Origin of the sequence: Bacteroides cellulosilyticus, assembly GCF_020091405.1 — a bacterium.
Lineage (GTDB): Bacteria > Bacteroidota > Bacteroidia > Bacteroidales > Bacteroidaceae > Bacteroides.
On the sequence record NZ_CP081903.1, the window covers coordinates 6,429,578 to 6,445,023 of the forward strand.

Below are 15,446 nucleotides of genomic sequence, written 5' to 3' on the forward strand. Positions count from 1 at the left end.
TAAGAAAAATTCAAATCAACGAGTAATCGGTTGTATAAAGAAATGAAGCTCTTTCATTGCTGGAAGTACCTTCCCTGTATGATTATCAAAAAGTCCACGGTTAATCCATCCCTTAGTTACGGTATTGCCACAAGCATTTTCTTCGGGAAACCACCAAAACAGTCCCGTTACATTGGTATGACGACGTAGTTCAGCTACCAGCTCATGAGTAAATATACGTTGCCCCTCGACAGTAATAGGATAGAATTCAGAGTGTTCATCTGCACTTTTTGCCCATTGATCATTCTCGTGGGAATAGTAGGCAGCAGCCTCAACTACCATCACCTCCTTGTCCGGAAATTCTATAGCAAGAGAATCAAGCGTAGCAGCAAGTACCCCTACAGCCTTATGCCACATAGGATAATAACTAAGCCCAATGACATCGTAATCAAGTTGCCGTAAATGATTGTAATAAGTTTTAGTTTTATTCCATTCACCTGCTTTCTCTGTATGTATGATTATTTTTGCTTTGGGACAAATTTCACGACAAGCCTTAGCACCACTTTCCAAAAGTTTAACAAACAAATCCCAATTTTCCATTCCAAGCGGATCCACTTTTGCTACTGGCCATAACATTCCATTGGTTATCTCATTACCCACTTGTATCAAGTCAGGGGACGCTCCTTCTTTCACCATATGCTCAAGACTATTCTTAGTATATTCATATATGCTATCTGGCAAAGAAGCCACATTGACATTCTTCCATCTGTCAGGCATAAATTGCTTGCCAGGATCAGCCCATGTATCAGAATAATGAAAATCAAGCATAAATTGAAAACCCTCTTTTTTTATCTGCTGTCCAAATTTAGTTACATAATTCAAATCTTGACACACACCTTCACCTTTGTGCTCAGCAGAGGCTTTAGAAGGGTCAACAAAAAGACGGACACGGATAGCATTCCAACCTTGTTCTTTAAAATATTCAAGAGGTTTTACAACTCTTCCTTTCTCATCACGATACACAGTTCCTGCCTCCTCGTAACTTGGCAACAAAGAAATATCACCACCCAAAAGACATTGTTGAGCATGAGTTTCGACACATAAAGTTAGCAAGAATGAGATAACAAAAATTAATCTAAAATTCTTCATAACGACATTATTTATGACTTCAATGGAAAAACAAAATCCTCTTCCCCATTTTTTCAATTATGAGAAAGAGGATCTTTATCAAAATACCTAACAGCCTTGATCTTTAAAATCGCTATAGATATTCTATAGCCAACCTCAGTTAGTTAACAGCTTCAATTGTACAATAAGATTTACCTTCACAAAGAGGATAAAGGTTGATGGTATACGTACCAGCCGTTTCAATCTTCAAATTAGCACCGTTATTGGTAGTTAGATTTTCGCGAGTACCTCCCCAACTAATGTCCCAAGCATCATTGGCACGAAATTTTAATTCATCCGCTTTCAATTCAGTAGTGATAGTCCAATAATGTACCGTACCTTTACCTTCTTCTGTGTATTCTGCCAATTCCATATCCGTATCGGCATCCCAACCACTGGGAGTAGCAGGACCAATGATACCTATCGCAATGGGAGTCAGGGTATAAGTTTTCTCATTCAGATCAACAACCACTTGATAGAAACCCGCCTCTTCGGTCATCATAATATTGGCAGCATCAGCAGCAGTGCTGAAGTCTGCGCCATAGTTAGTACCATTCCAATTTTCCTCTGAACAGAATTTGAAACCTTCCTGATTGAGATACATATACCCTTTGTAGACATTATCATATTCAGGACTTGCCATTGCATCAATCTGTTTCCAGCCGTTTGCAGCACCGGCCATATAGAGATAAGCAGTAGCAGGAGTAATCGAATAAGTATAGTTGACAGCATCAAATGTAATGACGAAATGCCCTTTTCCTGTAATTGTAGGAGTTTCCACATTATATACATCACCCGTCCAAACAGCAAAGTTTTCAGTTTTGTCGTCACCATTTACACGGCAACCAATCTGCCCGGCATTAGCAGCATCCCAACCGCCAGCTATATCATAAGATTCATAGATCTTAAACCAGTTAGAACCTGCAACCTTAGTTTCTATCGTAGCTTGATAAATCCCTTCTTTACCTTCAACGGCCTTCATAATGACGGGATGTTCAGGATCCCAATAGTCGCCCACTTCAACAAAATCACCTATCAACGCATATCCATCAGCACAAACTTCCGGGGTAGTTATCGGAGTAAGTTTGGCTTGAGAAGTGCCCGAGATGTTTACCGCTTCACCATTTTTCAATTTAACGGCAAGATTCATATTCACATCCAGCACACGCTCTACATGGGCACGGCTGAAAAAAGCATCGCGAACCACAGAATCAAGTTCAAGAGTATTCACCTTCACTATATTCCCTGTCTTGAATGCAGCATTGATGGTTACCCCGTTGATATTTATACTGTTCACCTTGATTGAAGCCACCTCGGAATTCGATGAAGATAGAGCAGCTATTTCCACAGAATCAGTCTTTTGTGCTTCCTCTTCAATAGTACTGTAAAACTTATCCATATCTATGACCGCATCAGCACCTGCAGCGAAACTGATTTCATATTTAGCAGCAGCCTCTTCGGGAGAATTGGATTGGGGGTTAGCCCAATCCGTATAGTCGTCCGTACAAGCACCTAAGGTTATTCCGGCGAGGAATAGACCTGCGAGTATTTGATTTTTCTTCATAATGTTTTTCTTTTTAAATAAGATTATCATTCAGCTTATTTCACCTCACCCGTATCTAAGCCATCTTCAGTAGAACCTACAGTAAGATAGAGCTTTTGTCCCGCTCCGGCATTTACACTGTATTCGGATCCCATATCAGTGTTCCAATTGCTGGCTATATTGGCATTCTCACGCCAGAAAACCTTGCCATCCAAAAGCGTAAACTCTGTTTTCCACCAGTCAAATTCACCTACTTGAGCATAAGCACGTAACTCACCTCCTGATACAAATTCAGCAGACACCCACTGACCACTGTTATCTGCGGGAGCAACCATCGGAGTAGAAGGAGTACCAGGAGTAAATCCTCCATTAGGATCACCAGTAATAAAGAGTTGTGCCGGATAAAGAGTCAGCGTGTAGTCAATAGCTTCACCATTAATCTTACCCTTAATATAGAGCGTATACCAGCCACCATTTTTTACTTTCACATTGCCACCATTATCAGAAATATCTGCACCTGCTTGATCATCAATAGTTTTAAAATCAGCATGACCCAACCATTGTTGAGGATAAGTTCCCCACTTGAATTCGGCATCGTTAGGAAGATAAACTATCGTAAAGAAGTTACCAGCCATACCATTAATAAGCGCCATTGGTCTCCAAGTTGTCCAAGCAGCACCAATGCTCGAACCGCATACATAGAGATCTTCGGGCAACGTTATACTCGGAGCCTGATAAGTAGCTATCACCTGAATCTTAATAACATTAGAGTAGCAATTCCCCAATTCCATACCATTAACGTTAGCATGTAGACGTACATAGAGTTCTTTCACTTCATTAGAAGGATATGTCACGCCTTCATTAGCATCCTGAAACATAGTAATTACAGCATCATTCAATCTACTACCAGATACTTTAATGGTAGCAGAAGTAGAGCTTGTCACAACTTTATACACAGGTTCTTCTGCTGTAAAATCTTCAAAAGAAATCTCCACGTCGTAGTTAGTACTCAAAGGTATGCCACCGTAATCAGGTTGGCTGGTGGTAAAAGTGAGTTCATCAGTAGTCAGCAAATCCAATACATTATTGGCTGCGTTGGCAGGCATATTCAATACAAATCCTGTAGTATTTTCGTGGAATGTAGGATTGCTATCCATATCCTTCTCACATGAGGTGACCAACACCAAAGTAAGAACGGGTAGCAACATTCCCAACAGTATCTTTTTCATATTATTGTTTCGATTTTAGTAGTTCGATAATAAATTCTATTAATAACGCGGATTTTGAGTCAAGTTCTTATTGCCATTGATGTCATCAGCCGGAATCGGATATACGTTGAAGAAATCTTCTACACTTTTTCCTTCTGCTACACCTCCCTTGAAATCCCAAACATATTTGTCACCAGTGAAAAGCCCGAAACGAATCAAGTCACTACGACGACGACCTTCCATATAGAACTCACGACACCATTCATCAATAATATATTGTTCGGTAATGGTAGCAGGAGTAGAAGCACCTGCACGGCTACGCAAAACTTCAATGTCAGCACGTGCTTGTTGCGGATCACCTGTCAGACGGAACTTAGCTTCTGCACGAGTCAGATACATTTCGGCATAGCGTATCAAAGGAATATCCACATCGGGGAATTCATTGTGTGAAGTCGCTGCACCATCCGTGCGGATATTACTCCATTTCACAATAGAAAGACCGGAGTTAAAGCCTGCAATCTGTTCAGCCTGTAACTTACGAAGTCCACCACCGCAACCGGAATAGAAGAGTGCACGATGATCGTTAGCCTTTTCCTGTACATCTTTGGTAGCAGTCCCTGCTGCAGCATCAAGTGCTATTATTTCAGCCTCCGTTGCACCATCGGGAGCTTTCTCTGTAGCAAGCGGACAATCTTCAATAGTAGGGAAGAACTTCTTAACTAAAGCCGCACGGGAGAAGTTACAACTCCAACCATTGGAAGTACCCATATAAGGCATTCCGGTGATACGAGTAGAACTTACCAAATAGTTGGCACCACTATAACTTTTTGTTTTAGCTCCATCCTGACGGATAGGCAGAATAATTTCTTTCATGGCTTGCTGGTTTTGGTCATTGTCGGCCATAAACACTTGTTCATAACCTGTATAGCCATTCTTTTCAGCCTTGGAAAGCTCGTATTTTCCATCAAGCAGGTCACAATAGTCAATAGCCTTCTGATAGTCCTTTACAGCACCTTTGGTATAAACAGCAGAGTTCAGAGCTAAACGGGCATGGAGCATATAAGCAGCACCTTTGTCGGCACGCCCAAAGTTGGAAGAATTATTAAATGCACCCACTTCGGCAAGATCCGGCTCTATTTCAGTCAATTCTTTGTCAATCCAATCATAAAGTTCTTTACCTGCTTTCTCTACCGGCAACTCATAAATGTCATAAGTTGTTTTGAAAGGTGCCTTTCCCCAAAGATCAAGGAAGTACCACATATGAAGCGCACGTAGGAAACGTACCTCGGCACGATAAAGTTTATAATCAGGATCTTCTGCTTTATCCTCTGTGTTAGTAAGATAGAAATTACAAAGAGTCACATCAAAAGCCAGACGCTGGAATGCCCATTGCACGCGGACAGATGAAGCCGTCCAGTCAATATTGGTAATTTGAGGAATATCAGCGTCAGTCTGCCAAGCCCAAAGACATTCATCAGTACACAGTTCTTGCAAATTGAATGTAGTACGGTAAAAGCCGCTTTCACCTTCATCACTACTAATATCGCCACTACCGGCAGGACCTTTTTGTCCAGTCAGACCCAGTGTACTGTAAATTTTAGCCAGCAGCTCCATATCTCCATACGATGAACTGGACTGCGGATCAATAGACGAAATATTCAAGTCGTTGATACACGACGTTGCCACTCCACCCATAAGAAGGGCTGCAAGGGCTGTTTTCAAAAATATATGTTTCATCTTTATATGCATTTAATAGATTAGAAATTCAGGCTCAAGCCTATTTGAATACTGAAAGGACGCGGATAAGGATTAGAGTCAATACCGCTTGCCACTTCAGGGTCGATACCTTTGTACTTAGAAATAATGAAAGGGTTTTGAGCGGTAAGGAATGCACGGCCAGAACATGTTTCATGACCAGCCACCTTAAACAATGCAGGGAAAGAGTAACCTAAAGTGATGTTCGAACACTTCAGATAAGAAGCATTACGTACGAAATAGTCGCTCAAATAGTTATCGTTACCTACTCCTACACCGGTAAAGCCTAATGCTACAGCCTCTGCAGTAGAGTTATGCAGGGCACTATTGGAATACAGACCGGATTGGCTGACCATTGCACGATTCGACAAGAAGTCGTAGTAAACATAGTTACCGATAGAAGCACGGAAAGACATACTCAAATCCCAATTCTTATAAAGGAATTTAGTCGTAAGCCCCATAATAACATCAGCAGAGGGCTTCTTGTAAAAATAGCGGTCACCATTGTCAATACGTCCGTTTCCATCACGGTCTACGTACATACCTTCAATAGGTTTGCCATTCTCATCATATACTTGTTGATAAACAAAGAACGAGTTAGTAGCTTTACCTACAGTATTAGCCTGAATCAGAGTATTGTTACCACGACTGATTTTATCTCCTGCCCATGCATAGTAACCGGCATCGCCATCCACTAAGTCAGTAATCTCATTATGATTCCAGGCAATATTATAGCTCACGTCCCAAGTAAAATCTTTAGTAACAATAGGTTTAGCATTAATAGAGAATTCCACACCATAATTCTTCAGCGAACCGATATTCTTTGTCAATTGAGAACCAAACTGCATTCCTACAGGAATAGTAATAGAGTTCAGCAAATCTTTGGTTTCACGATAGTAACCATCAATATTGGCTGAGATACGGTTATTCAGAAAACCCAAATCTAAACCGGCGTTATAAGCAGTTGTAGTCTCCCACTTCAAATCGGGATTGTAAGCCGACGGACGCATAGTGCCATAGTAAGTATCACCAAAAGGATACTGAGCGAAAGAGTCACTTGAAGTATAGTGAGTTTCATAACCGAAGTCAGAATTAATATCCTGCTGACCTGTCATACCCCAACCTAAACGGAGTTTAAACTCATTCCACCAAGTAAGCTTCTTCATAAATGCTTCTTCATTGATTTTCCATGCCAATGCCACGGAAGGGAAATATCCCCATCTGTTATCACTTGAGAAACGCGAAGAACCATCGGCACGGAACGTAGCTGTAAGCATATATCTATTAAGTAGCGTATAGTTCAGACGTCCAAAGTAAGAAACTAAAGAATTATGCGTAGCCCATGCTTGTTCTTCTCTTAATTTGGCATCATGAGGAGTACCATCGTAAGGATCGGTACCTTGACCATAGTCGTAACCACTGCGGTGGAAATGACTTTCTTCAGCACCAACCATTATATCGAAATTATGAGCGCCTACTTCCTTCACATACTGAGCATAAGCATTAGCAGTAACACTATATTTATAAGTCTGCGTTATTCCATTCCAGCCAAAGTAGTTGTTAGAATAAGAATACTTGGAGATTATATCGTCCTGTTTACTTTCCGTATACTGTCCACCATAGCTGGCATGCAGACGTAAATCTTCAAAACCATGCACCTTATAGTCCACATCAAAGTTACCTGTAAAGTCATTGGCAGCAGCCTGCACATCTTTAAGTTTCAACAGAGCCAGAGGATTCTGAGGAGCATTGGGATTATTAGTATATTTCCACTCAGCATTGAAATCTTTAGGCGACTGTGTATGTTGGAAATAGCCATCAAAGAAAGGAGCACGGGCATCATCTGCATCGAAATATACAGGCTGCGTGGGATCCATCGAAAGGGCAGATCCTATCGCACCTCCTGCATCAGCATAACGGTCTTTCTCGTACATATACTTGGCATTGATCTTCAAATTGAGGTGATTGTCGAAGAAAGAAGGAGAAAGATTCAAGCCAATGTTGGCACGACGCATCCATGAAGTTTCAACGATACCATCAGAAGAATTATATCCCAAACTCAAACGATAAGGCATATTCTTCAAACCACCGGATACTGAGACATTGTGGCTATGCGAGATGGCAGTGCGGAATATTTGGTCCTGCCAATCCGTATTAGCATTACCCATACCTACCTCACCGGCTTTATCTCCCCAAATGTCATTGACAAGTGCACGGAATTCATCACCATTAAGTACATCATACTTTTTCTGAATCATTGAAATCGTCATGTCACCATTATAAGAGACTTTGGGAGCAGAACCACTCTTACCTTTCTTAGTAGTGATAATGATAACACCATTTGAAGCGCGGCTACCGTAAATAGCAGTAGCAGAAGCATCCTTCAAAACTGTAAAGGTTTCAATATCATTTGGGTTTACCATAGCCAAAGGATTACTCATTCCTTTTGGAGTATTGTTATCGATAGTCAAACCATCAATTACAATCAACGGGTCATTTGAGGCATTGAGGGAAGATCCACCACGCACGCGAATCTGAGCACCTGCACCCGGAGTCCCCCCCGCAGTGATAACATCAACACCAGCTACTTTTCCGACCAACATGTCTTGTGCATTGTTAGTGATACCTTTACTGAGTTCATCCGGTTTGATTGCCGTTACCGAACCTGTAAGGTCATCTTTCTTCGTACGACCATATCCCACAACCACAACTTCACTCAAGAGCTCCGCATCATCTTTTAGCGTCACCATTACCATAGAAGCGGCTGCCACCTCTTGTGTCTGATAACCAATAAAAGATATTGTTAATGTAGCGCCTTTGGGAACAGTCAACGTAAAGTTTCCATCAAGGTCAGTAATTGTACCATTAGAGGTATTACCTTTCTCTACGACATTTGCGCCTATCACTTCCAACCCCGTGGCATCTTTTACATGCCCTTTCACGGTGATGTTCTGTGCATAAACGCCTACAGACAAGAATAACCCTACTAATAGGGGAAGAATCATTCGATAGATTCTAAGATTAACTTGCTTCATGCATTTAAAAAATTAAAGTTAACAATATTAATTACCTATATTTATTATTCGAAATTATCTTTCGATTGCTTTTTCCTTTATAAGGTATCTATAACATGACGCAACAAAAATATGCTTTATAAAAATATTAAAATACAAGAAAGATAAGAAATATGCAATAGCAGCAGTGCAAACGATTGCACGGAATTGCACAACTACAGCCAGATAAAGAATCTATATTTCAAAAGAAGATCTGATAGATATATTAAGCATTTTCAAATGGGAAAACTTCATGAAATATCAAAACGGAGCCTAATTTTACAATTTACCCTCACAATGATTACATTTGCATACATTCCATAACACGAACAAAAATTCAAAACTGCATTCCAGCATATTCTATGAATAAACAAGGAATAAAAATCCGTCATTACTGCATATACATACAACCATACAAGTTATTTATGCAGAAAAGGGTTACTACTTATGGCTAACATGGTTACTACTTATAAGTGATATGGTTACTACTTATAGGTAAAAGGGCTACTACTTCCGGCTGAAGCACTTATTTGCATCATGCTTTTCACTTATAAGAGTAACTTTCAAGGGATATTCTACTCCAGAATAAATGTAAGTATTTCGATATTCCCCAATCAATCTGTCACTTGCTTACTTTCATTCGCATATTTCAGCTTTCACCAGCATCAGGACAGAAACAATGGATTCTCAGCCAACTTAAAATACAATTTGTCAAAATGACAAAGAAGCCACTATAGTCTTGATCAAGCATTTTGATGATACTTGTGCAGAATACTAAAAATAGGTATTCACAGCAAACTCAAATTGCTCCATAAAGATTCTTTTGAAAGCGGATATATTATTCTGCTCATAAAAAATCAGCATCGCTTTTTTATAGTCAATTGAATCCTTGTTGAACGATACGTTCGTCAATTTCTTTTTCAAAATAAGTATCGATATTAAGCGTGATTAATACATGAGCTTGTGGGGTAATGTTATATTTAGTCGCTTCACCCTTTACCGTTACATGTATAAGATTCTATTTTACAGCTTCGGATATTGCTCGTTTAAGAGTTGCCGAACTTACTTTTAAAACGAATGAATACAGCTCAACTTGAGCCGAAAAGAATGCTTTTTAATAAATTCTTGAGTCAAATCGGTCCATTACATCTCCATGCAACCTCCACGCAATCTCCGTAACATCTCCATACCCGGTCCGTATCTGCTCCGTAGCATCTCCGTGTCTATAGGAAGGGAGCAGGTACGGAGATGCTACGGAGCAGATACGGACCGGGTACGGCTTTGACACGACTATATTAAATTTCCCTTTTTAATACCAAGAATAAAACAGAAATCAGTACTTTTGTGTATTGATGTGCAAAAACAGAAAAATATGAGCAATAAGATTTATCCCATAGGCATACAGAACTTCGAGAAGATTCGTAAGGACGGTTATTTCTATATTGATAAGACAGCCTTGATTTATCAAATGGTAAAGACCGGTAGTTATTACTTCCTGAGCCGCCCACGCCGTTTCGGCAAGAGCTTGCTCATCTCAACACTGGAAGCCTACTTTCAAGGGAAGAAGGAGTTGTTCAGCGGACTGGCCATGGAAAGGCTGGAGAAAGACTGGATAAAGCATCCGATACTGCATCTCGACCTCAATATCGAGAAGTATGATGTACCGGAGAGTTTGGACAATATACTTGAGAAATCACTGACTGCATGGGAAAAACTCTATGGTACCGAACCATCCGAACGTTCTTTCTCCCTACGCTTTGCAGGTATCATAGAACGTGCCTATGCACAAACAGGGCAGCGCGTTGTTATCCTGGTAGACGAATACGATAAGCCCATGTTGCAAGCCATTGGTGATGAAGAACTGCAAAAACAATTCAGGAACACCTTGAAGCCATTTTATGGAGCACTAAAAACAATGGATGGTTGCATCAAGTTTGCCTTATTGACAGGAGTGACAAAATTTGGAAAAATCAGTGTATTCAGCGACCTGAACAACTTGGACGACATATCAATGTGGAATGAATACATTGAAATCTGCGGCATCAGCGAACGGGAGATTCACGATAACCTGGAAGCTGAACTTCATGAATTTGCCGCTGCCCGGGGAGTGACATACGATAAGCTTTGCACCGAACTCAAGGAGAATTATGACGGTTATCATTTTACGCATAATTCCATTGGTATGTACAATCCCTTCAGCCTGCTCAACGCCTTCAAACGCAAAGAATTCGGAAGCTATTGGTTTGAGACGGGAACGCCTACCTACTTAGTGAAGTTACTCAAGAAACATCATTACGACCTCGAACGAATGGCACACGAAGAGACCGATGCCCAGGTGTTGAACAGCATAGACTCTGAATCGACCAATCCTATTCCGGTGATTTATCAAAGCGGATATCTTACCATCAAAGGATATGACGAGCGCTTTGGTATGTATCGCTTAGGATTCCCCAATCGCGAAGTAGAGGAAGGCTTTATCCGTTTCCTCTTGCCTTTCTATACAAACGTCAACAAAGTAGAAACTCCATTTGCTATTCAGAAATTTGTTCGTGAAGTAGAATCGGGAGATTATAACTCCTTCTTCCGCCGCCTACAAAGTTTCTTTGCAGATACCACTTACGAAGTAATCCGCGAGCAAGAATTACATTATGAAAATGTACTCTTCATTATTTTCAAATTGATAGGTTTCTATACCCAAGTAGAATATAATACAAACGACGGACGCATCGACCTCGTATTGCAGACTGATAAATTCATCTATATCATGGAATTCAAATTAGAAGGCACTGCCGAAGAGGCTTTGCAGCAAATCAATGACAAGCATTATGCGCTTCCTTTTGAAATGGATGAACGGAAACTATTCAAAATAGGAGTAAACTTCAGTGAGAAAACCCGGAATATTGAAAAATGGGTGGTAGAATAAAACTAACGAAACGAACAGACGCTATTTTAAATAGCAATAGACTTCAGCAAGAAAGCTCTTTTTAACTTTGGAAAGATTTGCGCACATCAAACTATTGAGTAATTTTGCATTAAGCATTGAGTAAAATTACGCAGTGCATTGAGTAGTTTACCATTAAGGAGCACTAACTATGTACAAAAGAGCTTACTTCCAATCAGTTAAAGAAAGAATTGAAGAACCCAGAATGTTCATTCAAGTGATTGCCGGACCGCGGCAGGTAGGTAAATCTACCCTCGTTTCACAAGTATTGCAAGAGATTTCAATCTCTTATACATCCGTATCAGCTGATGATGTACCTACAGCCGATGCCGGATGGATTAGCGACATCTGGGAAAGTGCGCGGATTGCCCAAAAGCTGAAAAAGGAGAAAGAGCACTTGTTAGTCATTGACGAGATTCAAAAGTTAGATAACTGGAGTGAAACCGTGAAAAAAGAATGGGATAAAGATAGCCGCGAAAACAATAACATAAAAGTAGTATTATTAGGTTCATCCCGGTTGTTGCTCAAAAAAGGATTGACCGAATCACTCGCAGGACGTTTCGAAATCATTCGCATGGGACACTGGGCTTATGAAGAAATGCAGGAGGCTTTTGGATGGGATATAAATCAATATGTCTATTTTGGCGGGTATCCCGGTACAGCACGTCTGATAAAAGATGAAGAGCGCTGGCGCATATATGTGAAAGATGCATTAATAGAGACTACTATCTCCAAAGATGTACTGATGCTTACCCAAATCAATAAGCCGGCATTACTGCGGCAAGTTTTCGAGTTAGGTTGTATGTATTCCGGACAAATATTGTCATTAACCAAAATGTTGGGACAACTACAAGACGCTGGAAATACCACCACAATCTCCAACTATCTGAATCTGCTTGATGAGTGTGGTTTATTGGCTTCCCTGTCTAAATACGCAGGAGATGAAGCACGCACAAGAGCCTCCGTTCCTAAGTTTCAGGTTTACAACAGTGCACTGATGAATGCTTATAACCCACTCCGCTTTAAGGCTGCCCGGACAGACACTAAAGAATGGGGAAGATTGTTTGAGTCTGCTGTCGGTGCCCATCTGGTGAATGGAGCTGACAAAGGAAATTATAAAGTGTTCTATTGGAGAGAAGGGAACGAAGAAGTGGATTATATTATCAAGAAAGATGGCAAGTTGGTGGCTATTGAAGTGAAAAGCGGAAGACGAAGTACCAATAGCGGCCTGTCTCGTTTCCGTGAAACATTTCATCCCCACCTCGCATTCGTAGTAGGTACAAATGGGATGGGGATGGAAGATTTTCTTAAATCAGATGTTACACAATTATTTTAAAGTTCTCAGCATAAGTTTACCGGATTTCACCCCCTTAGCCTTAGCCTCGAAAACGATTTCGCCGGGTTGTTCAGCCGTTTGAACAATTGCCGTTAACTGACCGCTGAAGGCGGGCATCTTCGGTAAATGGAATAAGTCGAGCGAAGTAGCATCGCCATTGGCAGCAGCACGATAACGACCGGCACCTTTCACTGAGAAATTAACAAGCCGGCTGTCGGCAGGACAAAGATTACCGTCTTTATCAACTACGCGGACGGTGATATAAGCCAAATCCTTGCCATCAGCTTTCAGCTGACTGCGGTCGGCAATCACTTCCAGATGGTGAGGTTTACCGGCGGTACGGATTACTTTTTCCTCTACGGATTTGCCGGAAGCATCGTATGCGACCACTTTCACTTCACCCGGTTCATAAGGAACATCCATCCACATCAGGCGGTAACGACGCTGCAAAGCAAGAGCATCTTTCCCCTGCAATGCTTTACTCTCTTCGGCAGTGAGTTTACGCTGCTTGCCGAAGCTCTTACCATTAACAAAAAGCTCAGCCGACGGATAGCTCGTATAGACAAACACAGGAGTGTTCTCCCCTTCCCTACCCGGCCAAGTCCAATGAGGAAGAACATGAAGAGTATTAGCCTGCTTATTCCAAAGACTGCGGTAAAGATAGTAACGGTCTTTGGGCAGACTGGCAAGATCGATGATGCCAAACAGCGAACTATGGCTTGGCCAGGCATCCGTATCGTATGGTGAGGGTTCACCCAGATAATCAAAGCCTGTCCAGACAAACTGCCCGATAGTCCAGTCATAATCATCGGCAAGGGCAAAGTCCTCATCAGGCACATTAGACCAGGAGCAATGTTCCAGATCATAGCCTGAAGATTGATGATCCTCATACTTTGCATCGCCGCGTTTCTCTACAGGGAATTTATATACACCACGAGAACTGACAGTAGAAGATGTTTCCGAACCAAGCACAATGTTCTGTGGTAGTTGTTCATAAGCTTCCAAATAACGATGTGCGCGATAGTTGAAACCGGGAACATCAATCATGGCGGCAAAGCCGTTCTTCAAGACACAAGTCACCTGGTCCATACCACAAGTTACGGGACGCGTCGGGTCTTCGCGGTGGCAGATATCCTGCAAGAAAGAAGCCACCTTATAACCTTCGGGACTACATTGGGTAGGAACTTCATTACCAATGCTCCACATCACAACACAAGGATTATTACGATATTGATGCAACATATTTATCATATCACGCTCCGCCCACTCATTGAAGTAACGGTGATAGCCGTTTGTACATTTGGCAATATCCCATTCATCGAAAGGTTCCAGCATCATCATGAATCCCATTTCATCACAAAGTTGCACTAATTCCGGCGCAGGCATATTATGAGCTGTACGGATGGCATCGCAACCCATATCTTTCAGCATAGTAAGCTGGCGGCGTAAAGCGGCAACATTGATAGCCGCGCCCAACGGCCCAAGATCATGATGATTGCACACACCCTGGAATTTACGGTGCTTGCCATTCAGGAAGAAACCCTTATCAGCTATGATTTCTATGCTGCGGATACCGAAACGGGTAGTATATTCATCCGTTTGCTTGCCATCGGCATAGATTTTAGAAACTGCCTTATATAAATAAGGTGTTTCCGGTGACCACAGGCAAGGAGCATCCACCAGAAAGTTTTGTTCGAAAGGCTGACCGTGATTAATCTTACGGGTATTATCCTTCGTTGCTACGACTTTACCATCCGGTGAGATAATCTCCGTAACGATACGGATATCTTTCCCCTCATCATTGGCAATAGTGGTCAACAAGCGAACTGAAGCATATTCATCGGCAACATGGGGCGTAGTCAATTGTGTGCCCCATACAGGAACATGCACTTTCCCGGTAGTCACTACACGCACATTACGATAAAGCCCGGCTCCGGGATACCAGCGGGAAGACTGCGGTTTGTTTTCCAGACGAACAGCCAGAGTATTGTTCTTACCGTCTTTATTCAAAAGAGAAGTGACATCGCAATGGAAAGAATTATAACCGAACGGCCAGAAACAGGCTTCCTGCCCATTGACGTAGACACGGGCTTCACTCATAGCGCCATCGAAGACAAGAGTGGTCTGCTTATCGGCGGTGACATCAAAAGTAGTACGATACCAGCCGATACCCACATAAGGAAGCCCGCCTGTGCGCCCGGTCTTGACGGAAGCTTTCTTCTCGAAGTTCTGCGTTATTGCCACTTCCTGCAAGTCGTTGTTGCGGTCGAAGGGACCGAAGATGGCCCAGTCGTGAGGCACGGTTACGGTTTCCCACTTGCGGTCGTCAAACTCCGGTTTCATAGCTTCCGGAGCGTCGCCTTTGGTGAATTTCCAGTTCTTCTCAAGAAGAGACTCGCTGCGTTGCGCTTGCAGGGAGGCAGCGAGTAAGGTCATTAAGAATAAAGTCGATAGTTTTTTCATG

Annotated in this window: 8 protein-coding genes and 1 pseudogene; 2 read left to right on the forward strand and 7 right to left on the reverse strand. The window is 41.8% G+C overall.

All coding sequences use genetic code 11. The annotated features are described in order from the left end of the window. Positions 1-15 precede the first annotated feature (15 nt). The 6 genes and pseudogenes from K6V21_RS24700 to K6V21_RS26855 form a co-directional block, all read right to left on the reverse strand. Positions 16-1,128, reverse strand: coding sequence for an arabinogalactan endo-beta-1,4-galactanase (locus K6V21_RS24700; RefSeq protein ID WP_044263318.1), 1,113 nt, complete (start codon positions 1,126-1,128; stop codon positions 16-18). A gap of 139 nt (positions 1,129-1,267) precedes the next feature. Continuing rightward, positions 1,268-2,710 carry a DUF5115 domain-containing protein gene (locus K6V21_RS24705; RefSeq protein ID WP_044263319.1) on the reverse strand — a complete coding sequence of 481 codons (1,443 nt, stop codon included), beginning with the start codon at positions 2,708-2,710 and terminating at the stop codon, positions 1,268-1,270. A gap of 35 nt (positions 2,711-2,745) precedes the next feature. After that, complete coding sequence (locus K6V21_RS24710; protein ID WP_224320220.1) at positions 2,746-3,918, reverse strand: SusF/SusE family outer membrane protein; 1,173 nt, start codon at positions 3,916-3,918, stop codon at positions 2,746-2,748. 39 nt (positions 3,919-3,957) lie between these two features. Beyond that, positions 3,958-5,634, reverse strand: a complete 1,677-nt coding sequence (susD, locus tag K6V21_RS24715) for a starch-binding outer membrane lipoprotein SusD (RefSeq protein ID WP_044263320.1) — start codon at positions 5,632-5,634, stop codon at positions 3,958-3,960. 20 nt (positions 5,635-5,654) lie between these two features. Beyond that, positions 5,655-8,687, reverse strand: a complete 3,033-nt coding sequence (locus tag K6V21_RS24720; RefSeq protein ID WP_224320221.1) for a SusC/RagA family TonB-linked outer membrane protein — start codon at positions 8,685-8,687, stop codon at positions 5,655-5,657. A 792-nt stretch (positions 8,688-9,479) separates the two neighbouring features. After that, positions 9,480-9,593 (reverse strand): annotated as a pseudogene (locus K6V21_RS26855) (cell filamentation protein Fic); the annotation flags it as partial. A 484-nt stretch (positions 9,594-10,077) separates the two neighbouring features. Between K6V21_RS26855 and K6V21_RS24725 the strand changes: the two are divergent. Together K6V21_RS24725 and K6V21_RS24730 are read left to right on the forward strand one after the other, a co-directional pair. Beyond that, positions 10,078-11,628 carry an ATP-binding protein gene (locus K6V21_RS24725; protein ID WP_224320222.1) on the forward strand — a complete coding sequence of 517 codons (1,551 nt, stop codon included), beginning with the start codon at positions 10,078-10,080 and terminating at the stop codon, positions 11,626-11,628. A gap of 169 nt (positions 11,629-11,797) precedes the next feature. Next, positions 11,798-12,982, forward strand: a complete 1,185-nt coding sequence (locus K6V21_RS24730) for an ATP-binding protein (protein ID WP_224320223.1) — start codon at positions 11,798-11,800, stop codon at positions 12,980-12,982. Here K6V21_RS24730 and K6V21_RS24735 read toward each other — a convergent pair. Further along, positions 12,974-15,445: a glycoside hydrolase family 2 TIM barrel-domain containing protein gene (locus tag K6V21_RS24735; protein WP_224320224.1), complete on the reverse strand. Its 2,472-nt coding sequence runs from the start codon at positions 15,443-15,445 to the stop codon at positions 12,974-12,976. The genes K6V21_RS24730 and K6V21_RS24735 overlap by 9 nt on opposite strands. Position 15,446 lies beyond the last annotated feature (1 nt).